This is a genomic window from Xanthomonas sp. JAI131, assembly GCF_013410075.1.
Taxonomy (GTDB): Bacteria; Pseudomonadota; Gammaproteobacteria; order Xanthomonadales; family Xanthomonadaceae; genus Xanthomonas_A; species Xanthomonas_A bonasiae.
Genome location: NZ_JACCCN010000003.1, coordinates 610,395 through 632,218, shown reverse-complemented (window position 1 = coordinate 632,218; position 21,824 = coordinate 610,395). Strand labels below are relative to the sequence as shown.

Genomic DNA, 21,824 nt, shown 5'->3' with positions numbered 1-21,824 from the left:
GCTCAGGTCAACGGATCGTTGCTTGGACGCGCTCCAGCATGGCGGCCGGCACGGCTGTGCGGGCGCTCGCGCTCACACCGACAGTTGCCGCAAGCGTGCTTCGAGCAGCGCCGGGAAGCGTTTGAACCAGGTCTGGTTGAGCGGCGAGGGATGCGGCAGCGGATGCAGGGTGAAGCGGCGCGCTGCGCCGGTCTCGGTCCGCAGGCCGATGTCGATGTGCGCGTCGAAGCGCGACGGGTCGGCCCAGAATGCGTCCAGCTGCGCGCGCACGTCCCTGGGCTGGTCGATGCCGAACCACAGGAACGCTTCGCGGCCGAGGGTGACGATGTCGCGGCCGCGCCATTGTTCGATCAGCAGGCGCCGCATCAGCGGATGGAAGCGCCGCTTCACCTGCATCGACCAGGCCTTGTTGCCGAGCGGCTTGTACGGCACGGTGTTGATCCAGAAGACATCGCGGCCGACCGCGAGCGAGGCCGCGAAATCGGGCATCGCCTCGCCGCCGTGCAGGTGCCGGTACAGCGCCTTGCGCACCAGCTGGCCGCCGCTGCCGACGAACGGTTCGCCGTATTCGACCTCGGTGCGGCCTGGATCGCGGCCGAAGACACACAGCCGCGCGTTGCGGCGGCCCAGGCCGATGATCGGCTCGAGCGGGTCCTTGGCGTAGTCGGCGTAGACCTTGGTGTCGATGCCGTCGGTCTGCGCCGCCAGCGCGCGGAATTGCGTGCGGAGGTCGGGATCCAGCGCCATGGAATGTCCTCGAATGCCGATGGTGTCAGCTGTAGGAGCGGCTTCAGCCGCGACAGATCCTATCCGCAGGTGCCCATACGATCTGTCGCGGCTGAAGCCGCTCCTACAGAGGGCGGCGTGGCCCCTACGCGCTGCGTTCGCGCGCGATCGCGCGCCAGCCGATGTCGCTGCGATGGAATTCGCTGGGCCACCGGATCTGCGCCACGCCGGCGTACGCATTGCGCTGCGCGTCCGACACGCTGTCGCCCAGCGCGGCCACGCACAGCACGCGGCCGCCGGCGCTGAGCACGCGGCCCTGGCCGTCCAGCGCGGTGCCGGCATGGAACACCTTGGCGCTGGACGGCACCTGGTCCAGCCCGGAAATCGCTTCGCCGGTGACCGGCGTTTCCGGATACGGCGCGGCCGCCAGCACCACCCCCAGCGACGGGCGCGGATCCCACTGCGCTTCGGTCGCATGCAGGCGGCCGTCGATCGCCGCTTCGATCAGATCCACCAGGTCCGACTGCAGGCGCAGCATCACCGGCTGCGTTTCCGGGTCGCCGAAGCGCACGTTGAACTCGATCACCTTCGGCGCGCCGCTGGCGTCGATCATCAGCCCGGCATACAGGAAACCGGTGAACGGTACGCCGTCGGCGATCATGCCTTGCACGGTCGGCTCCACCACCTCGCGCATCACCCGCGCGTGCACCTGCGGCGTGACCACCGGCGCCGGCGAATACGCGCCCATGCCGCCGGTGTTGGGGCCGGTATCGCCGTCGCCGACGCGCTTGTGGTCCTGGCTGGTGGCCATCGGCAGCGCGGTGGCGCCATCGACCATGGAGATGAAGCTGGCTTCCTCGCCATCGAGGAATTCCTCGATCACCACGCGCGCGCCGGCATCGCCGAAGGCATTGCCGGAGAGCATGTCGCGCACCGCGGCTTCGGCCTCGTCCAGGGTCATCGCCACGATCACGCCCTTGCCCGCGGCCAGGCCGTCGGCCTTGACCACGATCGGCGCGCCTTTGTCGCGCACATAGGCCAGCGCCGCGTCCACCTCGGTATGCACTTCGTAGAACGCGGTCGGGATGCCGTGGCGGGCGAGGAATGCCTTGGCGAAGGCCTTGCTGCCTTCCAACTGCGCGGCCTTGGCGCTGGGGCCGAAGATGCGCAGGCCGGCGGCGCGGAAACGATCGACCACGCCCAGCACCAGCGGCACTTCCGGGCCGACCACGGTCAGCGCCACGGCTTCGTCCTGGGCCAGCTTGAGTAAGCCATCCAGGTCGTCCACCTTGACCGCCACATTGCGGCACTTGGTTTCAGTGGCGGTGCCGGCATTGCCCGGGGCCACCAGCACTTCGCTGACGCGCGGGGATTGGGCCAGCTTCCAGGACAGGGCGTGTTCGCGGCCGCCGGAACCGATGACGAGGATTTTCAAGGCGTGTCTCGTGAGGTCGAAGGAAGGACTATTCGCAGGCTTCGCGCTGCATCGAATCGGGGAACGGATAGGCCCAGCGCTTGGCGTCGAACGCGAACACCTGGGTGGTGCCGAGCTTCTTGCCGCAGGAGATGCCGCGTTCCTCGATGGTCACCGGCCACACCCGCGCGGCGCGATCGCTGTCGTCCACGTCGAGTTCGAAGTCCACGTCGAACAGCTGCGCCTGGCATTGCGCGGCGGTCTGCTGCGGATCGCGGCCGTCGTCGCTGCAGTCCAGCGCGCCATGATTGTCGATGTGCTGGCGCACCGAGCCGGCGTTGACCAGGCCCTTGGGGCCGGGCAGCACCAGATCCTGCGATTCCAGCACGGTGCCTTGCCCAACCCAGCTGCTGTAGACCAGAAAGCCGTAGAAATCGCTGCCCAGCCGCAGGATGTCCACCGCGCCCGGATCGCCATCGCTGCCGAAGCCGTCGCCGAGCTTCTCGGCCACCACCGCCAGGCCCTGGCCGGCGTCGCGCAGGATCAGGAAATCGATCAGTCCCGGATTGGCATGGCCGCCGTCGCTGAGCCGGTGGCAGACCGCCAGCAGCTCCTGGATCTGGTCGCCGACCACCACCGGCTGTTCGGCGCAGACCTCGCTCTGCACCGCGTTGCCGTCGGCCTGGCCGGACCAGCTCTCCGACAGGCGCGCCTGCTTGCCGTAGCGCGTCTGCAGGAACGCCTGCAGGCGTTCGGTGCGCGGCACATGCGCAGTGGCTGCAGGCGCTGCGGCTGGCGTCGGTGCGGCCGCCGGCGCGGCCGGCGTTGGCGTGGCGGTCGGTTTGCAGGCCGCCATGCCGAGCGCGAGCAGCAGCGGCAGGCCGTGGCGCAACGGGTTGGATTTCATCGTTCGGATCCCTGGCCGCTCAATGGCGGAAGTGGCGCACGCCGGTGAACACCATGGCGATGCCATGCTCGTCGGCGGCGGCGATCACCTCGCCGTCGCGCATCGAGCCGCCGGGCTGGATCACCGCCTTGATGCCGGCGGCCGCGGCCGCGTCGATGCCGTCGCGGAACGGGAAGAACGCATCGGAGGCCATCACCGAACCTTCCACCACCAGCTCCGCATCGGCGGCCTTGATGCCGGCGATGCGCGCCGAATATACCCGGCTCATCTGCCCGGCGCCGACGCCGATGGTGCGGTGGTCCTTGGCGTAGACGATGGCGTTGGACTTGACGTACTTGGCCACCTTCCAGGCGAACAGCAGGTCGGCGAACTGCGCCTCGGTCGGCGCCAGGCGGGTGACCACCTTGAGGTCGTCGCGGCTCACCACGCGGTCGTCGGCGGTCTGCATCAGCAGGCCCGAGCCGATGCGCTTGGTGTCGACGAAACCGCCGGACACCGGCGCCAGCGGAATGCGCAGCACGCGCACGTTGGCCTTCTTCTTCGCGTACTCCAGCGCACCCTCTTCGTAGTCCGGCGCGATCAGCACCTCGACGAACTGGCGGTCGAGGATAACCTTGGCGGTGGCCGCGTCCAGCGTGCGGTTGAAGGCGAGGATGCCGCCGAAGGCGCTGGTCGGATCGGTGGCGTAGGCCAGTTCGTAGGCATCGCCGCAGGCCGCGCCCACCGCCACGCCGCAGGGATTGGCGTGCTTGACGATGACGCAGGCCGGCGCGTCGAACTGGCGCACGCATTCCCAGGCCGCGTCGCTGTCGGCGATGTTGTTGTAGCTCAGTTCCTTGCCCTGCAGCTGCGCGAACGTCGCCAGCGAGCCCGGGGCCGGGTGCAGATCGCGATAGAACGCGGCCTGCTGATGCGGGTTCTCGCCGTAGCGCAGGTCCATCACCTTGACGAAGCTGCCGTTGCTCTGCGCCGGGAACGCGGTGCGGCACACGCCGGCCTCGTTGTGCTCGACCACCGCCGACAGGTAATTGCTGATTGCCGCGTCGTACTGCGCCACGCGGTTGAACGCGGCCACCGACAGCGCGAAGCGCTTGGCCGCCGACAGCTGGCCGTCGTGCGCCTCCAGTTCGGCGAGCAGGTCGGCGTATTGCGCCGAATCGGTGGCCACCGCCACGCGCGCGAAGTTCTTCGCCGCCGAGCGCAGCATCGCCGGGCCGCCGATGTCGATGTTCTCCACCGCCTCGGCGAGCGTGCAGTCGGCCCTGGCGGTGACCGCCTCGAACGGATACAGGTTCAGCACCAGCAGGTCGATCGGGGCGATGCCGTGTTCGGCCATCACCGCGTCGTCGGTGCCGGCGCGGCCGAGCAGGCCGCCGTGCACCAGCGGGTGCAGGGTCTTGACCCGGCCGTCCATCATTTCCGGGAAGCCGGTCAGCTCGGACACGTCCTTGACCGCCAGCCCGGCCTCGCGAATCGCCTTGGCGGTGCCGCCGGTGGACAGCAGTTCCACGTTGCGCGCGGCCAGCGCGCGGGCCAGGTCGATCAGGCCGGTCTTGTCGGAAACGGACAGCAATGCCCGGCGCACGGGCAGGAAATCGGAGGACATGGGGGCAGGGCACACATCGGAGCGGGGAGCCGATATTGTAGGCTGCGCCGCCCCGGCATGGACCCTCAGGACCCCGCAATGGTTTCGATCTACGCATTGAAAGGACGCTTCCAGGACCTGCTGCGCCCCGGGGTGCGTGGCCTCTACCGGCTCGGGGTGACCGCCAACCAGGTCACCGTAGGCGCGGCCGCGGTGTCGCTGCTGGTCGCCGCCTGGGTGTTCTGGCGCGGGCCGGTGCAGCCGCTGTGGTACGCGCTGCTGCCGGCGTGGATGCTGCTGCGCATGGCCTTGAACGCGGTCGACGGCATGCTGGCGCGCGAGTTCGGCCAGCAGTCCAAACTGGGCGCCTACCTCAACGAACTGAGCGACGTGATCGCCGATGCGGCCCTGTACCTGAGCCTGGCCAGCGTGCCCGGCGCGGGTGCCGGCTGGCTGTGGGCGCTGGCGCTGGCGGCGGCATTGACCGAGTATGCCGGGGTGTTGGGGCTGATGGTCGGCGCCGGACGGCGCTACGACGGACCGATGGGCAAGAGCGATCGCGCCTTCGCCATCGGCCTGCTGGGGCTGCTGCTGGCCGGCGGCTGGGTCGGGGCGAAGACGGTGGACGGGTTCGCGATCGTGCTGGCGCTGCTGTGCGCGGCGACGGTGCTGCGGCGCGTTGCCGCCGGCCTGCGCGAGGGGGCGCCGCGCTGAGCCGCGCGGCGCAGGCCGCGGCAACGACACGGAAGCGGTAGCGGCACTCACGGCAACGGCAAGTACGAACGACAGGGAATCGGCAACGGATGCGGCAGGTCAGCGAAAGCGAGTTTTGCAGTTTCGACGGAGCGCGGTTGTTCTACCGGCATTGGCCGGCGATGGCGCCGGCGGCGGTGCCGCGTGCGGTGGTGCTGCTGCATCGCGGCCACGAACATTCGGGGCGGGTGCTGCACCTGGCGGACGAACTGGGGTTGGACGACTGCGCGATGTTCGCCTGGGACGCGCGCGGCAACGGCCGCTCGCCCGGCGTGCGCGGCGATGCGCCCGGCTTCCCGGCGCTGGTGCGCGACCTGGACCGCTTCATCGCCCACATCGGCGAGGCCCACGGCATCGCGGTGCAGGACATCGTGGTGATCGCGCAGAGCGTGGGCGCGGTGATCGCCAGCACCTGGGTGCACGATTACGCGCCGCCGCTGCGCGCGCTGGTGCTGGCCTCGCCGGCGTTCAAAGTCAAGTTGTACGTGCCGTTCGCGCGGCCCGGGCTGGCCTTGATGCACAAGTTGCGCGGCAATTTCTTCGTCAACAGCTACGTCAAGCCGCAGTGGTTGACCCACGACCCGGCGCGCGTGGCGAGCTACCGCGACGATCCGCTGATCACCCGGCCGATCTCGGTGCGGGTGCTGCTGGGCGTGTACGCCGCCGCCGACCGCGTGGTCGGCGACGCGCAGGCGATCACCGTGCCGGTGCAGTTGCTGGTGTCCGGCGACGATTTCGTGGTGCACCGCGGCCCGCAGGACCGTTTCTACGAGCGGCTGTCCTCGCCGGTGAAGGAGCGCCACCTGCTGCCCGGGTTCTTCCACGACACCCTGGGCGAGCGCGACCGCGCGCCGGCGCTGGCGCAGATCCGCCGCTTCGTGCGCGAGCGCTTCGCCGAGGCGCCGGCATTGCCGAGCCTGCTGCAGGCGCACCGGCGCGGGCCGACCTTCGAGGAAGCCGAGCGGCTGTCCTGGCCGCCGCAGAAATACAGCCTGCAGGACCTGCGCTGGCGCTTCGTGCGCGCCAACCTGCGCTTCGGCGGCACCCTGTCCGAGGGCGTCGCACTTGGCCTGCGGACCGGCTTCGATTCCGGCAGCACGCTGGACTACGTGTATCGCGACCGCGCCAGCGGCAAGGGCCCGCTGGGGCGCTTCATCGACCGCAATTACCTGGATGCGATCGGCTGGCGCGGCATCCGCGTGCGCCGCACCCATCTGCACGAACTGCTGCGCCTGGCCATGCAGCGGCTGCGCGACGCCGGCGCGCCGGTGCGCGTGCTCGACATCGCCGCCGGCCACGGCCGCTACGTGCTGGAAGCGCTGGCCGGCGGCGAACAGCGCGCCGATGCGATCGCGCTGCGCGATTTCAGCGACTTGAACGTGGAGCGCGGGCGCGCGCTGATCGCCGAACTCGGCGCCGCCGACATCGCCCGTTTCGAGCAGGGCGATGCCTTCGACCGCGACGCGCTGGCGGCATTGCAGCCGCGGCCGACGCTGGCGGTGGTGTCGGGCCTGTACGAACTGTTCCCCGACAACGACCAGGTGCTGCGTTCGCTGCAGGGCGTGGCCGCCGCGGTCGAACCGGGCGGCTATCTCGCCTACACCGGCCAGCCGTGGCACCCGCAGCTGGAATTCATCGCCCGCGCGCTGACCAGCCACCGCGGCGGCGCGGCCTGGGTGATGCGCCGCCGCACCCAGCAGGAGATGGACGAACTGGTGCGCGCGGCCGGCTTCCGCAAACTCGAACAGCGCATCGACGAATGGGGCATCTTCACCGTGTCGCTGGCGCAGCGGATCGCGCCGTGAGCGAAGCGGCGCCGCGGCCGTGGCGGCGGGCGCTGGCGTGGCTGGCGCTGCTGGGGCCGTTCTTCTTCCTCAGCTACGGCCTGGCCAATACGCTGGCCGAGCGTCGCGCCTATGTGCCGTCGCTGCCGTTCGCGTGGGAAACGCAGATCCCGTTCTGGCCGTGGACGATCGTGCCGTACTGGTCGATCGACCTGTTCTACGTGATCTCGTTCTTCGTCTGCCGCACGCGCGCCGAACTGGATACCCACGCCCGGCGGTTGCTGACCGCGCAGCTGCTGGCGGTGAGTTGTTTCCTGCTGTGGCCGCTGCGTTTCAGTTTCGAACGGCCGCCCAGCGAAGGCGTGTTCGGCTGGCTGTTCGCGGTGCTGCTCGGCTTCGACAAGCCGTTCAACCAGGCGCCGTCGCTGCACATCGTGCTGCTGGTGGTGCTGTGGGTGCGCTATGCGCAGCATCTGCACGGGCTCGCGCGCGGCGCGCTGCACGCCTGGTTCGCGCTGATCGGGCTGTCGGTGCTGACCACCTACCAGCACCATTTCCTGGACATTCCCACCGGCCTGGCCGCGGGCTGGCTGTGCGTGTGGCTGTGGCCGCAACGCATCGCGCCGCCGTGGAGCGCGCTGGCGTTCGCGCGCGATCCGGCGCGTTGGCGGCTGGCCGTTGCCTACCTGCTCGGCAGCGCGGCTTGCGTGGCCCTGGCTTACGCATTCGGCGGGACGGCTTGGTGGCTGCTGTGGCCGGCGCTGTCGCTGCTGCTGGTCGCGCTCGACTACGCGTTGCTTGGCGCGCTCGGCCTGCAGAAGCGCGCCGATGGCCGCCTCAGCCTGGCCGCGCGCTGGCTGTACGCGCCGTACCTGGCCGCGGCCTGGCTCAATGCGCGCGCCTGGACCCGGCGCGATCCGGCGCCGCGCGAGATCGCCGACGGGGTCTGGCTGGGGCGGCTTCCCGGCCGCGGCGAGCGCGCGGCGTTCGCCGTGGTGGTCGATGTCTGCGCCGAACTGTCGCTGCGCGATGCCGGTGCGCACGACCGCAGCGTGCCGATGCTGGACCTGGTCGCGCCGCCCGCGCCGGCATTGCGCGAAGCCGCCGCCGCGATCGAGGCCGCACGCCGCCATGGCCCGGTGCTGGTGTGCTGCGCACTGGGCTATTCGCGCAGCGCCGCCGCGGTCGCCACCTGGCTGCTGCACAGCGGTCGCGCTGGCGATCTGGATGCCGCGCTCGCGCTGCTGCGCGCACGCGCAGCGCGGGTGGTGCTGGGGCCTGCGCAGCGCGATGCCATCGCCGCCGCATGCGCCGCGCCGCACCTGCCGCCGCGCGCCCTGGAGCTGCCGGCATGAGCATGCCGCTGGAACTGCGCACGATGGCCGCACTGCTGCGGCAGGCATCGCCGCTGGACCGGCTGTCGCTGGTGCTGTTCGCCGTCGCGCTGCTGCTGGGCGCGTGGTACGCCAACGTCAGCGCGTCGCTGGCGGCGATGCTGTGCCTGCTCAGCGTGCTCGCCGGCGTGGTGCAGCGCTACTGGGCCGCGCGCGTCGGCCTGGATGCCGCGCTGCTCGACGCGGTGCTGGCCGAAGCGGACCTGGACCAGGCCGGCACCGATCTCGACGCCGCCCTGCACCGGCTCGGCCTGCTGCGCCGCTTGCCGCCGCCGCGCGACTGGCAATCACGCTGGCGCGGCATGCGCGGCTTGTTGCTGCGGCAGATCGCCAGCCTGGCGCTGCAGCTGCTGGCGCTGCTGGCGGCGCCGATCGCGGCGCAGTTCGCATGACGGAGCGCAGGCCATGACCGCCTCCACCGATCCGGCGCCGCTGCCCCACGCCGACGCCGCGCAACAAGCGCTGTGGCAGCGGCTGCAAGCCTACCGTTTCGGCGAGGCCGACGACGCCTTGCCGGTGTTCGTGCGCCGCGTGGCCAGGGAAGCCAAGGTCTCACTGACCGTGGCCGCGCAGGCGGTCGAGGAATACCGGCGCTTCTGCTTCCTGGCCTGCAGCGGAGCCGAGGACGTCACCCCCAGTGCGCTGATCGACCAGGTCTGGCATACCCATCTCACCGATACTCGCGAATACTGGCAGCAGTTCTGCCCCCACGAGTTGCAGACCACCCTGCATCACCGGCCCGGCCGCGGCGATGCCGCCGACGCCGAGCGCCACGCCGCGCAATACCGGGCCACGCTGGCGCGCTACCGCTGCTATTTCGGCGAACCGCCGGCCGCCTGCTGGCCGGCACCGGCCGGGGAGCGCGCCGCGCGGGCCGCCACCTCCGACGATCTCCACGCGCGCCGCTGGGACAGGCCGCGCGCATCCGGCAAGGCGCTGTGGCTGTGGGCGGCGGCCACGTTGCTGCTGGGCTGGTGGCTGGGATTGGACAACCCGGCCGTCTCGCCGCTGCACTGGCGCGGCAGTGCCTTCATCGTGCTGTTCCTGGCGGGGATCGGCCTGGCCTGGGCGCTGGCCGCGCGGTTGCGGCGCGCGGTGCGCGGCCTCGGCCAGCGGCACGCGGCCAGCGTGGTCGATCACGCCGAGCTGGCGTTCCTGGCCGGCGGCAGCGAGCGCGTGGCTGACCTGCACCTTGGCTTGCTGCAGATCTGCGGCGCGGTGCAGCTGCGGCCGACGTTGTCGACGCTGACGCGCCGCCGCAGTGATGCGACCGCGCTGCACGTGGCGGACGGCGTGGCGGTGCCGGCGTCGCTGCAGCGCGCCCTGCAACTGGTCCGCGCCAACCTGACCTTGTCGCTGGCGCTGCAGGCGCTGCGCGACGACGCGATGCCGCTGCGCCAGGCGCTGATCGGCAAGCGCCTGCTGCTCGGGCGCGGCCAGGCTTGGTGCGCGCGCCTGCTCGGCGCCGCGCCGCCGGTAGCGCTGTGGGTCGTGGGTGCGCTCAAGATCGAGATCGGCTTGCAGCTGCAGCGCCCGGTCGGCTTCCTGGTCGCGGCGATGGTGGCGGTGACGCTCATCGCACTGGGCTTCCTGCTGACCCCGCCGCGCCGCAGCGTCGCCGGCGACCGGCTGCTGGCCGCGCGCGATGCGGCATGGCGCGCCGGGACGGTCCTCTCCTCCACGACGCCCGGCACGCACCTGGCCACGCCGCTGGCGCTGGGCGGCACCGGCGTGCTGATGAGCACGGCGTGGGCGGACTATCACGCGCTCCGATCGCCAGTGGTCGCCAGCAACGGCGGAAGCGGTGGCGGCAGCAGCTGCAACACCGGCGGTGGCGGTGGCGATGGCGGCGGCAGCAGTTGCGGCAGCAGTTGCAGCAGCGGCTGCGGCGGTTGCGGTGGAGGTGGCGACTGATGGCCCGAGCGACCCTGGCACAACGCCGCGCGCAGTGGCGCGCGCGCCTGGCGACGGCGCTGCGCGCACGTGGCGCCACGCCCAACGGCCTGTCCTGGACCGCCACCGGCTTCGCCGCGCTGGCGGCGCTGATGTTCTATTGCGCCTGGCGCGAGCCGCCGCGCGATGCGGCCGGCTTGCTGCTGCTGGCCGCGCTCGGCCTGCAGGGGCGGCTGCTGTGCAATCGCCTGGACGGGCTGATGGCGCGGCAGGCGCAGATGGTCGGCCGCGCCGGCGAGGTCTACAACGAAGCGCCCGACCGCCTGTCCGACGTCGTCGTGTGCCTGGGCGTGGGCTACGGCCTGCAGCACGTGCTCAGCTGGGGCGCCGACCTGGGCTGGGCCGCGGCCTTGTTGTGCGTGGGCACCGCCTACGTGCGCATGCTCGGCCTGGCCTGTGGCGTCAGCGAACCCTTGCAGGGGCCGATGGCGCGCGTGCAACGCATGCACTGGCTGTCGCTGGCTGCGCTGCTGGCGGCCGTCGTTCTGCTGCTGCACTACACGGCCGTTGCCGAAATGATTCTGGTCGCGACCATGGCGCTGCTGATCGGCGGCGCGGCCTTGACCATCGTGATGCGTCTGCGCGCCATCGTGCGCGAACTGGAGTGGACATGATCGAGCGTCTGATCGCCCGCGGCTGCAGTGCCGCGATCCGCATCCTGACCGGCGCGCGTGCGTTCTGGCGCGGCTGCATTCCCTCCAGCGAGCGCCGCGTGTACTACGGCAACCACGCCAGCCACGGCGACTTCGTGCTGATCTGGTCGTCGCTGCCGGCGGCGCTGCGGCGCGAGGTGCGGCCGGTGGCCGCGGCCGAATACTGGCAGCGCGACGCGCTGCGCCGCTACCTGATCCACGCGGTGTTCAACGGCGTGCTGATCGAGCGCGAGGCCGCACAGCGCAGCCGCGATCCGATCGAATGCCTGTGCGAGGCGGTCGATGGCGGCGGCTCGCTGATCCTGTTTCCGGAAGGCACGCGCAACACCGAGGAAGGCGTGCTGCCGTTCAAGAGCGGCATCTACCACCTGGCGCGGAATCGGCCGGAGCTGGAGTTCGTGCCGGTGTGGATCGACAACCTCAAGCGGGTCATGCCCAAGGGCAAGTGGCTGCCGCTGCCGTTGCTGTGCACCACCACCTTCGGCGAGCCGCTGCGGCTGGGCGCCGGCGAAGACAAGCAGGCGTTCCTGGAACGCACGCGTGCGGCGCTGCTGGCGCTGTCGCCGGAACAGATGGAGGCCGCACGATGAACGCGATCGCCTTCAGCGACCATCTGCAGCAATCCTCGCTGCGGCAGCAGACCATCTGGCTGTTCCTCGGCATCGCCGCGGTGCTGCTGCTGGCCACGCTGATTTCCGAAACCCTGCGCTGGCGCGCGCGCGGGCGCCCCAGCGCGGTGCTCGACAACCTGGTGGCGCGGATCCGCGCCTGGTGGGTGATGGCCGCGGTGGTGGCGCTGGCGTTCGTGTTCGGGCGCATCGGCGTGATCGTGCTGTTCGCGCTGGTGTCGCTGTTCGCGCTGCGCGAGTTCATCACCCTGGCGCCGACCCGGCGCGGCGACTACTACGCGTTGCTGGCCGCGTTCTACATCGTGCTGCCGTGGCAGTACTGGCTGGTGTGGAGCGGCTGGTACGGGCTGTACACGCTGCTGATCCCGGTCTACGCGTTCCTGGTGCTGCCGATTCTGGCCACCATCGGCGGCGACACCACGCGCTACCTGGAGCGCACCGCGAAAGTGCAGTGGGGGCTGATGATCTGCGTATTCTGCATCTCCCACGTGCCGGCGCTGCTGAACCTGGAAATCCCCGGCTACGAGGGCCGCAACCTGCTGCTGTTCGCGTTCCTGGTGATCGTGGTGCAGTCCTCGGACGTGCTGCAGTACGTGTGGGGCAAGCTGATCGGCAGGCACCTGATCGCGCCGAAGCTGTCGCCGTCCAAGACCGTGGAAGGCTTCGTCGGCGGCATCCTGTCGGCGAGCCTGCTCGGCGCGGCCCTGTGGTGGATCACACCGTTCTCGCCGCTGCAGGCGTTCGCGCTGGCGCTGGTGGCCAACCTGATGGGCTTCTTCGGCGGCCTGGTGATGTCGGCGATCAAGCGCGACCGCGGCATCAAGGACTGGGGCCACATGATCGAAGGCCACGGCGGCGTGCTCGACCGGCTGGACTCGGTGTGCTTCGCCGCGCCGGTGTTCTTCCACCTGATCCGGTATGGGTGGGTGTGAGAGGCCGGGATTGGGGATTGGGGATTGGGGATTCGCGGTGACCGGGCCGCCTCCTGTAGGAGCGGCTTCAGCCGCGACGCCTTACCGGTAACGCGTCGCGGCTGAAGCCGCTCCTACAGAAGAGCGCACAGATTGAAATGAAAAGGCCGCCTTTTCGGCAGAAAAGGCGGCCTTTTTTATCAGCGGTCTGACAGCGGATTTGCGCGCAGACGTAATCCTGCAGCCCGAATCCCGAATCCCGAATCCCGGCTCTCAAGCCAACCCGTATTCCTTCAACTTCTTGCGCAGCGTGGCGCGATGGATGCCCAGCATCGCCGCGGCGCGGCTCTGGTTGCCTTCGCAGTGGTTGAGCACTTCCACGAACAACGGGATCTCCATCTCGCGCAGCACGATCTCGTACACGTCGTCGGCGTCGCAGCCATCGAGGTCGCGCAGGTAGCGGCGCACGGACTGCGCCACGTGTTCGCGCAGCGGCGGCTTCGGCGCGCCGCGACTGGAGTCAGGACGAGTGGTGGCAGCGTTCAAGTTCGGCGGGTCCCCGGATGACGGCGGCGCCGGAGGGCGGAGGGCCGGCGCGGGGGGACGAGTCTAGCGCGTGGCCTGCCTCGCTGCCATGGCGGATCGTGGTGTCACAGCGTTTCAGTGGAAGTCGAAACTGAATGCCGCGGTTCCCGCGGCCGGTTCGCGCACCTGGAACGCCACCTGCGCGCTCTGTCCGGGCGCCAGCGTCGCCGCATCCGGGCGGGTGCGGCCCAGGTACTCCTCCGGGCGCAGCACGCGGCTGCCGATGGTGCGGCCGTCGGCATCGGCCAGCGACAGCTGCAGCAGCGGCCAGGCCTGCGCCCAGCGCGCGTCGTTGCGGAAGGTGGCCTGGATCTGCAGGGTGCCGGCGCGTCCGGGCAGTGGCCGCACTTCGCGGCTGAGCATGGTGAACGCGCTCGGCTCGCGCCACGGCGGCAGGCTGCAGCGCAGCGCCTGGCACACGCCGGCCACCCACGGCCGCCAGCGCGCGTCGGCGCCCAGCCGCTGGCGGTCGGCGACCAGGATCTGCAGCGCCAGCAGCAGGCCCAGCCCGACCAGCGCGATCCACTGCCAGGGCGCGGCGCGCAGCACCGGCCGGCGGGGCGCGCTGGGCTGCATGAAGCTGGGAGCGGCGGCGGTTGCGGTGGCGGCGGCGGTGGGTTCCGGTTCCGGCGGCGGCGGCGGCGGCGGCGCCAGCTCCAGCTCCAGCTCCAGCTCCGATTCCGGCTCCGACTGCGATTCGAGTACGCCAGGCGCGATCGACTCGCCGCTCACCGAAGCGGGCGGCGTTGCGGAGGCCCCGGCGGCGCGCGAGGCGTCCGTCTCCGCCATCGACACCGGCGCAGGCGTGGACAGTGGCGCGCCGGCGGCATCGGCATGCGGCGTCGCGCCGCCACCGGTGTCGCCCATCTCGGCGGGGCTGGCCGCCGCGTCCGCCGCGGGACCGGCCGGCGCGGCGCCATCGGCCTGTTCCGGCGCCGGCCGCTGGGGCTGGCGCAGCAGGGTCGCGAGGCTGGGGCGGGGCGGGGTGGGATCGGGCATGCGTGAAGGCGACGGCGGCAACGAGAACCCTATTCAAGCACGCGCGGGAGCGGGCTGCAGCGCGGTCGTGGCTTCTGCAGGAGCGGCTTCAGCCGCGACAGGCACCTTCGGCAAGTTCCTGTCGCGGCTGAAGCCGCTCCTACAGGAACGCCGGGCGGGGGCGCCTGCTCCGCTCAGCGCCGGTGCTTGCCGGCGCCGATCAGGTCCAGCAGGCCGGCGCGCTGGCGTGGGCTCAGGGTCTCGAAGCTGTCGAGCAGGCGTGCCTGCTGGTCGGACAGTTGCCGGTAGTGCGCGGCTTCCTCGGCGACGGACAGCGGTTCGCCGAACACGCGTTCGCCGCGGCCGGTGGCCAGGTATTCGAAGGTCAACCCGCTGCGGCGGGCCAGGGCGATCAGGTGCTCCACCGCCGGCGCGGTGCCGTCGGCCATCTCCCACTGCGCCACGGCGCTGCGGGTCACCGACAGGTCAAGCGCGAGCGCTTCCTGGGTGAGGCCGGTCAGCTTGCGCGCTTCGCGCACCCGTTCGTACAACCTGCTGCTCACGCTCACCTCCGCGGGGGAGGCGAGATATAGCCGCGCCGACTGGGAAAGTTGGTTCGTACGGCTTTCAATGAGCACTTTGTTGTTGATACTGTCGTCGACGATGGCTGTGCGCAGTGAAGACGCCGCATCGTCCGCGCCGTCTCTGCCGCCGCCGCCCGACCCGCTGCCATGGACCAGGACGCGCCGATGCACACGCAGGATGCCCCGCTGCAAGACGCCCAGCACCCCCGTTTCGCGCTCGCGCCGCTGCGCGCGCGCAGCCGCCCGCGGCCGCCGCCGGGGATCGGCGCGCACCGCTACCGGATCTGGGCCGATGCCGGCGACGGTCGCCGCGCGGTCAGGCAGGGCTGGTCATGGCAGGTGTTCGCGCTGCCGTATCCGCCCGCGCCGCCGTCGCGGGTGCCGGCGCTGCTGTGGCTGCTGGTGCACGCCGCGGGCTGGGTGGCGCTGGTGCAGGCGCTGGGCGCGTCGGCGCTGATCGGCGTGCTGCTGGAACTGGTCTGGCGGCTGCCGCGGGCGCGGCGCGGCCATCGCTGGCACGAGCGCCGCCTGCGTGCGCAGGGCTGGCGGCCGCGGACCCGGGTGCTGGCGATCCATGCCGAGGCGGCCTTGCTGACCGCGGCGATCCGCAGCCTGGCCGCAGGCCGCGGGTGAGCGCTGGATCCGGCGCGACCGCGTGAGCGGACCCGCCGGTCCGCGGACTCAGGCGCGGCGCACGCCGTCGATGCGCATCCAGTCGCCGTCCTGCTCCGTGCGCAATTGCTCGAACCACGGTGCGTAGCGCTGCAACAGCTCCTGTTCCTGGCCATGCAGGATCCCGGACAGGGCGATGCGCCCGCCCGGCGCGACGCGTTCGGCCAGGGTCGGCGCCAGCGCGTCCAGCGCCGAGGCCAGGATGTTGGCGACCACCACCGGATAGGTGGTCACCGGCTCGTCGGCCGGCAGGTGCACCGCCAGGCGCGCGCCGACGTCATTGCGCTCGGCGTTGTCGTGCGTGGCCAGCAGCGCCTGCGGATCGTTGTCCACGCCCACCGCCGCCGCCGCGCCCAGCTTCAGCGCGGCCAGCGCCAGGATCCCGGAGCCGCAGCCGAAATCGAGCACGCGCGCCTGCGCCAGCGCGCCGTCGGCGGCCAGGGCGTCGAGCCAGCGCAGGCACAGCGCGGTGGTCGGGTGGGTGCCGGAACCGAACGCCAGGCCCGGGTCCAGCCGCACCACCGCGGCATCGGCGCCGCGCGCTTCTTCCGGCAGCTCGTGGTTCCACGGCACGATGAAGGTGCGGGTGCCGAAGCGCATCGGCTGGAACTGGTCCAGCCAGGCGCGTTCCCAGTCCTGGTCGTCGACCTTGCGGAACGTGGCCTGGGCCCAGTCCAGACCCGGATCGAACGCTTCCAGCGCGGCCAGCAGCAGCAACGCGTCCTGTTCGGCGGGGAACAGCGCGCTGAGTACCAGCGTGCCCCATAGCGGGGTCTCGCCGACCCCCGGTTCCAGGATCGCGCGCTCGTTGCTGGTGTCGGCCTCGGCGTCGAGCAGGGTGACCGCCAGCGCGCCGACGTCCTCCAGCGCGTTCTCGTAGCGGGGCTGGGTGGCATCGGTGCAGCGCACAGTCAGTTCGAGGAACGGCATCGGTCGGGCACGAGGAGGAGTGACCGCGCATCTTAGACGACCGCGGCGGCGGCCCGGCCCGGCGCCGGCCGCGCGCCGTGACCGCGGGCGCCATTGTCTGCCATGGCCCGCCATCGGCTGCGCTAGACTGCGACATTGCGGCGGCCCCCGGTTCCAGCGGACGCGGCCGCCCTCGTCGCCTGCTGCCCCCGATCGCCTACGCGCATGCCCTTCGCCGTGTCCCGCAAAACCTGGCTGTTGCTGGCGCCCGCTGCGCTGCTGCTGGGCGTGGTCGGCTATCGCGCGGTGCTGCTGGCGGCGGCACCGGCGCTGCCGGTGAGCGCGGGTGCCGCCGCGGCCACCCCGGCGACCGTGGGCGTGTCGGCGCAGGACCAGCGCAGGCCCACCTCGGTTCAGCTATTGCCGGCGTCGTCGCCCGACCGGCGCACCGCGCTGGAACGCAGTCCCGACCTGTACCGCACCGCGCAGCAGCTGTCCGCCGCCGCCGCGCAGGGCGATGCCGATGCGTCCTGGCTGCTCAGCCGCATCTACGACTATTGCGCCGGCTATGCGATGAATCCGGCCGGCTATGCCGCCGACACCCGCGCGATCGATGCGGCGCAACTGCCGACCTCGGGGCGGATGGTCGCTGCGCGCGCGCGGGTCGGCCGCCGCTGCGCCGGCTTCGTGCCCGGCGACGGCCTGACCCGCCAGGCCATCGTCGCCCAGCGCGTGCAGGCCGCACGCGGCGGCAACCTGGCCGCGGAGGCGGCGCTGCTGACGCTGGGGCAGCCGCTGCAGTCCTCGGCCGGCTACAAGCGCGACCTGGTCGAACGGGTGCGCGCCTCCGGCGATCCGGATGCGTACATGGCGCTGGCGCCGGCGATGGGCCTGGCCGCCAGCGGCGACGACAGCCTGGACGAGCGCATCGCCGGCACCGCCTTCACCGAACTGGCCTGGCAGCTGGCCGCCTGCCGGCTGGGGCTGGATTGCGGCCCGAACAGCGAGTTGATGACCCGCTATTGCGCCAACGGCGGGATCTGCTCGCAGGACCCGACCCAGGATTTCAGCAGTTTTGTTTACGACGCCGCGGTGCCGCGGCAAGGTACGGACACGATGAACGACATGGTCAACCGGCTGGTGGATACGACGGCGAGAGGAGCGGGGTCATGAATTACCGGCGATGGCTGCACGGCGCCAAGTTCTGGTTCTGGGTGCTGGCCCTGGTCGCCTATTCGGCGGCGGCGGCCGGCTTGCTGCTGATCGACACGGCCGAGCAGCGCTACCGCGGCCTGTCCAAGGTCGAGCTGACCACCGCGCACGCCGACCCGGACCTGCGCCGCGCCGGTGCCGCGCAGGTGGCGGCGATCTACCGCGCCCGCAGCGGCATGCCGTTCTCCACCCTGAGCCCGGGCAGCACCTTCCAGATCGTGTGGCCGGATGGCTCGACCGAGACGGTGATGATCGTCAGCCCGACCTCGACCCTGGGCGCCGAACCGGTGCCGGGGACGCAGCAGGCGAAGTAGCCGGGATTGGGGATTCGGGATTCGCAAAGGCGGGTTTGCGGTTCCCGTGAGGTCTTGCAGCTTGGTGATCAGCGCTCCTTGGCGGGCGCCGGCTGCGCGGACAGGGCCAGGGCGTCGGCGCCGGCGGGGTAATGCAGGCGGTCGCTGGCGTCGTTGGCGGCGTCCCAGATCGCCTGGGCGACGTCGCTGGCCATGGTCACCGCCGCCGGTTGGCCCAGGCTCGAAAACACTTCGCGGGCAAACGGCGCGTAGGCGTCCGGGATCAGGCCCTGCATGCGCTGCTGCCCGTTGGCGGTGAACCGGGTGGACGGGCCGTAGCCGGGCTCCACCAGCTTGACCCGCAGGCCGAACGCCTGGAGTTCGTGGCGCAGCGACGCGGTGAAGCCCTGCACCGCGGTCTTGCTCGCCGTGTACGCGGCCACCAGCGGGAACGGCGCCAGCGTGGCGCTGGAGGTCACGTTGACGATGACGCCCGCGCCGCGCTGGCGAAACCGCGGAATCGCGGCCTGGCACATCGCCATGACGCCGAAGGTGTTGGTCTCGAACACCTCGCGCACGGTCGCCATCGGCGTGGCTTCGAACGCCCCGAACAGCCCGATGCCGGCGTTGTTGACGAGCACGTCGATGGGGCCGGCCGCTTCCAGCGCCAGCGCGATGCTGTCGGGCTGGGTCACGTCCAGCGCCAACAGGCGCAGGTCGGGCGAGGCCGGCAGCAGCGCCGGGTGCGGCTGGCGCATGGTGGCGACGACGTTCCAGCCTTGGGCCAGGAAGTGGCGCGCGGTTTCCAGGCCGTAGCCGGAGGAACAGCCAGTGATCAGGACGGTCTGCATTGCGTTCTCCAGGAGTGAGTGGACTCGGGAGGAAACGATAGGTCAGCCGCATCGGATGATCGATAATGCAGAATCCGTTTTGTTTTAGCGAAAGTCCGAAATGCACGATCCACTTTCCGACCTCGTCCGCCTGCTCCAACCCCGCGCGGTGTTCGCCAACCTCATCAGCGGCAAGGGCAACTGGGCGGTGCGCTATGCCGAGTACGGGCAGCCGGGGTTCTGCATCGTGCTCGAGGGCATCGCTGTGCTGGCGGTGGACGGGCATCCGCCGATCACGATCGGCGCCGGCGATTTCGTGCTGTTGCCGACCACGCCGGCGTTCACGCTCTCCAGCCAGGTGCCGGCGCCGCCGGTGTTCATCGATCCGAAGGTCGTTCCCGGCGGGCAGGGCGAACGGCGCCACGGCGAACCGGACGGCGCGCCGGACATGCGCTCATTGGGCGGCGCCTTCCTGTTCGACAGCGCCCATGCCGGGCTGCTGGTCTCGCTGCTGCCGGCGGTGGTCCACGTGCGGGGCGCCGGCCGCCTGATGCAACTGGTGCAGATGGTGGGCGAGGAATACCACGACAGGAAGCCGGGCAGCGAGTACGTGCTTTCGCGGCTGGTCGAGATGCTGCTGGTCGAGGCCCTGCGCTGGACGACCGCGGGCAATGCGCCGCCGGGCCTGCTGCGCGGCCTGGGCGACGAACGGCTGGCGATGGCGCTCACGCGGATCCATGCCCGCATCGATCACGCCTGGACGGTGGGCGAACTCGCGCAGGCGGCGGCGCTGTCGCGCTCCACGTTCTTCGAGCGGTTCGTCCGCACCGTCGGCGTGCCGCCGATGGAATATCTGCTGGGTTGGCGCATGCAGGTGGCCAAGGATCTGTTGCGGCGCGAGGGCTTGGCCGTGGCCGAGGTGGCCCAGCGCGTCGGCTACGGCTCGACCAGCAGCTTCAGCGTCGCCTTCAGCCGCCACGTGGGCGAAGCGCCCAGCCAATACGCCAAGCGCTGACGCAAAACGCGGCGGCGATGCCGATGGCAGTCTTTTGCAACGCCATCTGCGGGCAATCCGAAGTGGCCGGATGCGATTGGCACTGTGCCGCGCAACGCGCATCCGGCGAAGGCTTGCCCAAGGCGCGTCCTGGCAGCGACGGGAACCGGTCGCCTGCCATCACCAGGAATGGATCAGGACCCGGGTCCGCATTTTTACGAATCCCGACTCCCGACTCCCCAATCCCGGCCTCTCACACCAACGCGATCGACTTGTTCTTGCGCTCGGCCAGGCGCTTTTCCAGGTAGTGGATGTTCTGCCCGCCGGCCTGGAAGCCCTTGTCGCGCATGATCCGCTGCTGCAGCGGGATGTTGGTCTTGATCCCGTCCACCACCATCTCGCTCAGCGCCACGCGCATGCGCGCGATCGCGGTCTCGCGGTCGGGGCCGTGCACGATCAGCTTGCCGATCATCGAGTCGTAGTTCGGCGGCACCTTGTAGCCGCTGTAGATGTGCGTGTCCACGCGCACGCCGGGGCCGCCGGGCGGGTGGAAGCCGGTGATCAGGCCTGGGTTGGGCATGAAGGTTTCCGGGTCCTCGGCGTTGATGCGGCACTCGATCGCATGGCCGCGCAGCACGATGTCGCTCTGCTTGATGCTCAGCTTGTGGCCGGCGGCGATGCGCAGCTGCTCGCAGACCAGGTCGATGCCGGTGATGCGCTCGGTCACCGGGTGCTCGACCTGGATGCGCGTGTTCATTTCGATGAAGTAGAAGCGCCCGTCCTCGAACAGGAATTCGAAGGTGCCGGCGCCGCGGTAGCCGATGCGCACGCAGGCGTCCACGCAGACCTTGCCGATCTCGCTGCGCAGCTGCTCGGTGATGCCCGGCGCCGGCGCTTCCTCCACCACCTTCTGGTGGCGGCGCTGCATCGAGCAGTCGCGCTCGCCCAGGTGGATGGCGTTGCCCTGGCCGTCGGCCAGCACCTGGATCTCCACGTGGCGCGGATTCTCCAGGAACTTCTCCATGTACACCTGGTCGTTGCTGAAAGCGGCCTTGGCCTCGGACTTGGTGGTCTCGATCGCCGCCTTCAGCGCCGCCTCCGAATGCACCACGCGCATGCCGCGGCCGCCGCCGCCGCCGGCGGCCTTGATGATCACCGGGTAGCCGATCTCGCGCGCGACCTTGGTGTTGGCGACGATGTCGTCGCCCAGCGGGCCGCCCGAGCCGGGCACGCACGGCACGCCGGCGGCCTTCATTGCGCGGATCGCCTCGACCTTGTCGCCCATCAGGCGAATGGTGTCGGCCTTGGGCCCGATGAAGATGAAGCCGGACTGCTCCACGCGCTCGGCGAAGTCCGCGTTCTCCGACAGGAAGCCGTAGCCGGGATGGATGGCCTGCGCGTCGGTGACCTCGGCCGCGGCGATCAGCGCCGGGATGTTGAGGTAGCTCTCGGCCGAGGACGCCGGGCCGATGCACACCGACTCGTCGGCCATGGCCACGTGCTTGAGGTTGCGATCGACGGTGGAATGCACCGCGACCGTGCGGATGCCGAGCGTATGGCACGCGCGCAGGATGCGCAGCGCGATTTCGCCGCGATTGGCGATGACGACTTTATCGAGCATGGGATTCGGGATTCGAGATTGGGGATTCGTAGAGGGCGCCGGGCTCGCGCAGATGTCGCGAATCGTCCAGCGTGCGGATCAATGCGTTGAGCCTGGAAAAGGTGCGGTTCAAGAGATCGAGGGTTGCCGCGTCCGGCGAACCGAACTGCAGCCGTGTCGCGATCTGCATCTGCGTATCCAGCTCGGCCAGCGAGCCTCGCGCCATCGACAGATAACGCAGGTACTCGGCAGTGGACCGCCGCGCGGCGCCCTCCGCGATGTTGGAGGGAACGCTGATCGCCGCGCGCCGCATCTGTGCGGTCAGTCCAAAGCGTTCGGCATCGGGGAAGCTCTGGGTGAGATGGTAGGTCGCTTCGACCAACGTCATCGCATCGCGCCACACCGTGAGGCGCTCGTGTGGCCGCTGTTGCGAATCCCAAATCACGAATCCCCAATCC

General features: G+C 70.8%; 23 protein-coding genes. 12 read left to right on the top strand and 11 right to left on the bottom strand.

Annotated features, from left to right (window positions below):
* Positions 1-72: 72 nt before the first annotated feature.
* The 4 genes from HDC36_RS15765 to purH all read right to left on the bottom strand — a co-directional run bounded on the left by HDC36_RS15765 (position 73) and on the right by purH (position 4,653).
* On the bottom strand, positions 73-747 hold the full coding sequence (locus HDC36_RS15765; protein ID WP_179569110.1) for a uracil-DNA glycosylase family protein: 675 nt from the start codon (positions 745-747) through the stop codon (positions 73-75).
* 124 nt (positions 748-871) lie between these two features.
* Positions 872-2,161 carry a phosphoribosylamine--glycine ligase gene (gene purD / locus HDC36_RS15760; RefSeq protein WP_179569108.1) on the bottom strand — a complete coding sequence of 430 codons (1,290 nt, stop codon included), beginning with the start codon at positions 2,159-2,161 and terminating at the stop codon, positions 872-874.
* 28 nt (positions 2,162-2,189) lie between these two features.
* Positions 2,190-2,996 carry a hypothetical protein gene (locus tag HDC36_RS15755; protein ID WP_255432784.1) on the bottom strand — a complete coding sequence of 269 codons (807 nt, stop codon included), beginning with the start codon at positions 2,994-2,996 and terminating at the stop codon, positions 2,190-2,192.
* Positions 2,997-3,066: 70 nt separating this feature from the next.
* Entirely contained in the window at positions 3,067-4,653 is a 1,587-nt protein-coding gene (gene purH / locus HDC36_RS15750; protein WP_179569104.1) for a bifunctional phosphoribosylaminoimidazolecarboxamide formyltransferase/IMP cyclohydrolase, read from the bottom strand.
* A 78-nt stretch (positions 4,654-4,731) separates the two neighbouring features.
* Here purH and HDC36_RS15745 point away from each other — a divergent pair, with 78 nt between their 5' ends.
* From HDC36_RS15745 to HDC36_RS15710, 8 genes are all read left to right on the top strand, one after another.
* Positions 4,732-5,346 carry a CDP-alcohol phosphatidyltransferase family protein gene (locus HDC36_RS15745; RefSeq protein ID WP_179569102.1) on the top strand — a complete coding sequence of 205 codons (615 nt, stop codon included), beginning with the start codon at positions 4,732-4,734 and terminating at the stop codon, positions 5,344-5,346.
* An 89-nt stretch (positions 5,347-5,435) separates the two neighbouring features.
* The gene (locus tag HDC36_RS15740) at positions 5,436-7,190 is read left to right on the top strand and encodes a bifunctional alpha/beta hydrolase/class I SAM-dependent methyltransferase (protein ID WP_179569100.1); all 1,755 of its coding nucleotides are present in this window, start codon (positions 5,436-5,438) and stop codon (positions 7,188-7,190) included.
* Entirely contained in the window at positions 7,187-8,524 is a 1,338-nt protein-coding gene (locus HDC36_RS15735; protein ID WP_179569098.1) for a phosphatase PAP2/dual specificity phosphatase family protein, read from the top strand. The genes HDC36_RS15740 and HDC36_RS15735 overlap by 4 nt, the downstream gene beginning before the upstream one ends.
* Positions 8,521-8,955 carry a hypothetical protein gene (locus HDC36_RS15730; protein WP_179569096.1) on the top strand — a complete coding sequence of 145 codons (435 nt, stop codon included), beginning with the start codon at positions 8,521-8,523 and terminating at the stop codon, positions 8,953-8,955. The genes HDC36_RS15735 and HDC36_RS15730 overlap by 4 nt, the downstream gene beginning before the upstream one ends.
* A 13-nt stretch (positions 8,956-8,968) precedes the next feature.
* Entirely contained in the window at positions 8,969-10,477 is a 1,509-nt protein-coding gene (locus HDC36_RS15725; protein WP_179569094.1) for a TIGR04222 domain-containing membrane protein, read from the top strand.
* Positions 10,477-11,130 (top strand): CDP-alcohol phosphatidyltransferase family protein, encoded by a 654-nt coding sequence (locus HDC36_RS15720; protein WP_179569092.1) that lies wholly within the window; start codon positions 10,477-10,479, stop codon positions 11,128-11,130. The genes HDC36_RS15725 and HDC36_RS15720 overlap by 1 nt, the downstream gene beginning before the upstream one ends.
* Complete coding sequence (locus tag HDC36_RS15715; RefSeq protein ID WP_179569090.1) at positions 11,127-11,759, top strand: lysophospholipid acyltransferase family protein; 633 nt, start codon at positions 11,127-11,129, stop codon at positions 11,757-11,759. Before HDC36_RS15720 ends, HDC36_RS15715 begins: the two co-directional genes overlap by 4 nt.
* A complete protein-coding gene (locus tag HDC36_RS15710) occupies positions 11,756-12,730 on the top strand; it encodes a phosphatidate cytidylyltransferase (RefSeq protein WP_179569088.1) in 975 nt (324 codons plus the stop codon). The genes HDC36_RS15715 and HDC36_RS15710 overlap by 4 nt, the downstream gene beginning before the upstream one ends.
* A gap of 252 nt (positions 12,731-12,982) precedes the next feature.
* On the opposite strand, the gene fis is transcribed toward HDC36_RS15710, so the two are convergent.
* The 3 genes from fis to HDC36_RS15695 all read right to left on the bottom strand — a co-directional run bounded on the left by fis (position 12,983) and on the right by HDC36_RS15695 (position 14,835).
* Positions 12,983-13,255, bottom strand: a complete 273-nt coding sequence (gene fis, locus HDC36_RS15705; RefSeq protein ID WP_003471008.1) for a DNA-binding transcriptional regulator Fis — start codon at positions 13,253-13,255, stop codon at positions 12,983-12,985.
* A 114-nt stretch (positions 13,256-13,369) separates the two neighbouring features.
* Positions 13,370-14,293, bottom strand: coding sequence for a DUF3426 domain-containing protein (locus HDC36_RS23525; protein WP_255432763.1), 924 nt, complete (start codon positions 14,291-14,293; stop codon positions 13,370-13,372).
* 173 nt (positions 14,294-14,466) lie between these two features.
* Positions 14,467-14,835, bottom strand: a complete 369-nt coding sequence (locus tag HDC36_RS15695; RefSeq protein WP_179569086.1) for a helix-turn-helix transcriptional regulator — start codon at positions 14,833-14,835, stop codon at positions 14,467-14,469.
* A gap of 186 nt (positions 14,836-15,021) precedes the next feature.
* Here HDC36_RS15695 and HDC36_RS15690 point away from each other — a divergent pair, with 186 nt between their 5' ends.
* Positions 15,022-15,489 (top strand): hypothetical protein, encoded by a 468-nt coding sequence (locus HDC36_RS15690; RefSeq protein ID WP_179569084.1) that lies wholly within the window; start codon positions 15,022-15,024, stop codon positions 15,487-15,489.
* 48 nt (positions 15,490-15,537) lie between these two features.
* Here the strand turns inward: HDC36_RS15690 and prmA are convergent, their stop codons facing one another.
* Positions 15,538-16,458, bottom strand: coding sequence for a 50S ribosomal protein L11 methyltransferase (gene prmA / locus HDC36_RS15685; protein ID WP_179569082.1), 921 nt, complete (start codon positions 16,456-16,458; stop codon positions 15,538-15,540).
* Between the two features lie 204 nt (positions 16,459-16,662).
* On the opposite strand from prmA, the gene HDC36_RS15680 reads away from it, so the two are divergent.
* Both HDC36_RS15680 and HDC36_RS15675 read left to right on the top strand, forming a co-directional pair.
* Positions 16,663-17,610 carry a hypothetical protein gene (locus tag HDC36_RS15680; RefSeq protein WP_179569080.1) on the top strand — a complete coding sequence of 316 codons (948 nt, stop codon included), beginning with the start codon at positions 16,663-16,665 and terminating at the stop codon, positions 17,608-17,610.
* On the top strand, positions 17,607-17,963 hold the full coding sequence (locus HDC36_RS15675; protein WP_179569078.1) for a hypothetical protein: 357 nt from the start codon (positions 17,607-17,609) through the stop codon (positions 17,961-17,963). Before HDC36_RS15680 ends, HDC36_RS15675 begins: the two co-directional genes overlap by 4 nt.
* Positions 17,964-18,031: 68 nt before the next feature.
* Here HDC36_RS15675 and HDC36_RS15670 read toward each other — a convergent pair whose 3' ends face one another.
* Positions 18,032-18,793: an SDR family oxidoreductase gene (locus HDC36_RS15670; protein ID WP_179569077.1), complete on the bottom strand. Its 762-nt coding sequence runs from the start codon at positions 18,791-18,793 to the stop codon at positions 18,032-18,034.
* A 100-nt stretch (positions 18,794-18,893) separates the two neighbouring features.
* Here HDC36_RS15670 and HDC36_RS15665 point away from each other — a divergent pair, with 100 nt between their 5' ends.
* On the top strand, positions 18,894-19,787 hold the full coding sequence (locus HDC36_RS15665) for an AraC family transcriptional regulator (RefSeq protein ID WP_179569075.1): 894 nt from the start codon (positions 18,894-18,896) through the stop codon (positions 19,785-19,787).
* A gap of 232 nt (positions 19,788-20,019) precedes the next feature.
* Here the strand turns inward: HDC36_RS15665 and accC are convergent, their stop codons facing one another.
* Both accC and HDC36_RS15655 read right to left on the bottom strand, forming a co-directional pair.
* Positions 20,020-21,387 (bottom strand): acetyl-CoA carboxylase biotin carboxylase subunit, encoded by a 1,368-nt coding sequence (accC, locus tag HDC36_RS15660; RefSeq protein ID WP_179569073.1) that lies wholly within the window; start codon positions 21,385-21,387, stop codon positions 20,020-20,022.
* Positions 21,377-21,811, bottom strand: a complete 435-nt coding sequence (locus HDC36_RS15655) for a four helix bundle protein (RefSeq protein WP_179569071.1) — start codon at positions 21,809-21,811, stop codon at positions 21,377-21,379. Before HDC36_RS15655 ends, accC begins: the two co-directional genes overlap by 11 nt.
* Positions 21,812-21,824: the final 13 nt, after the last annotated feature.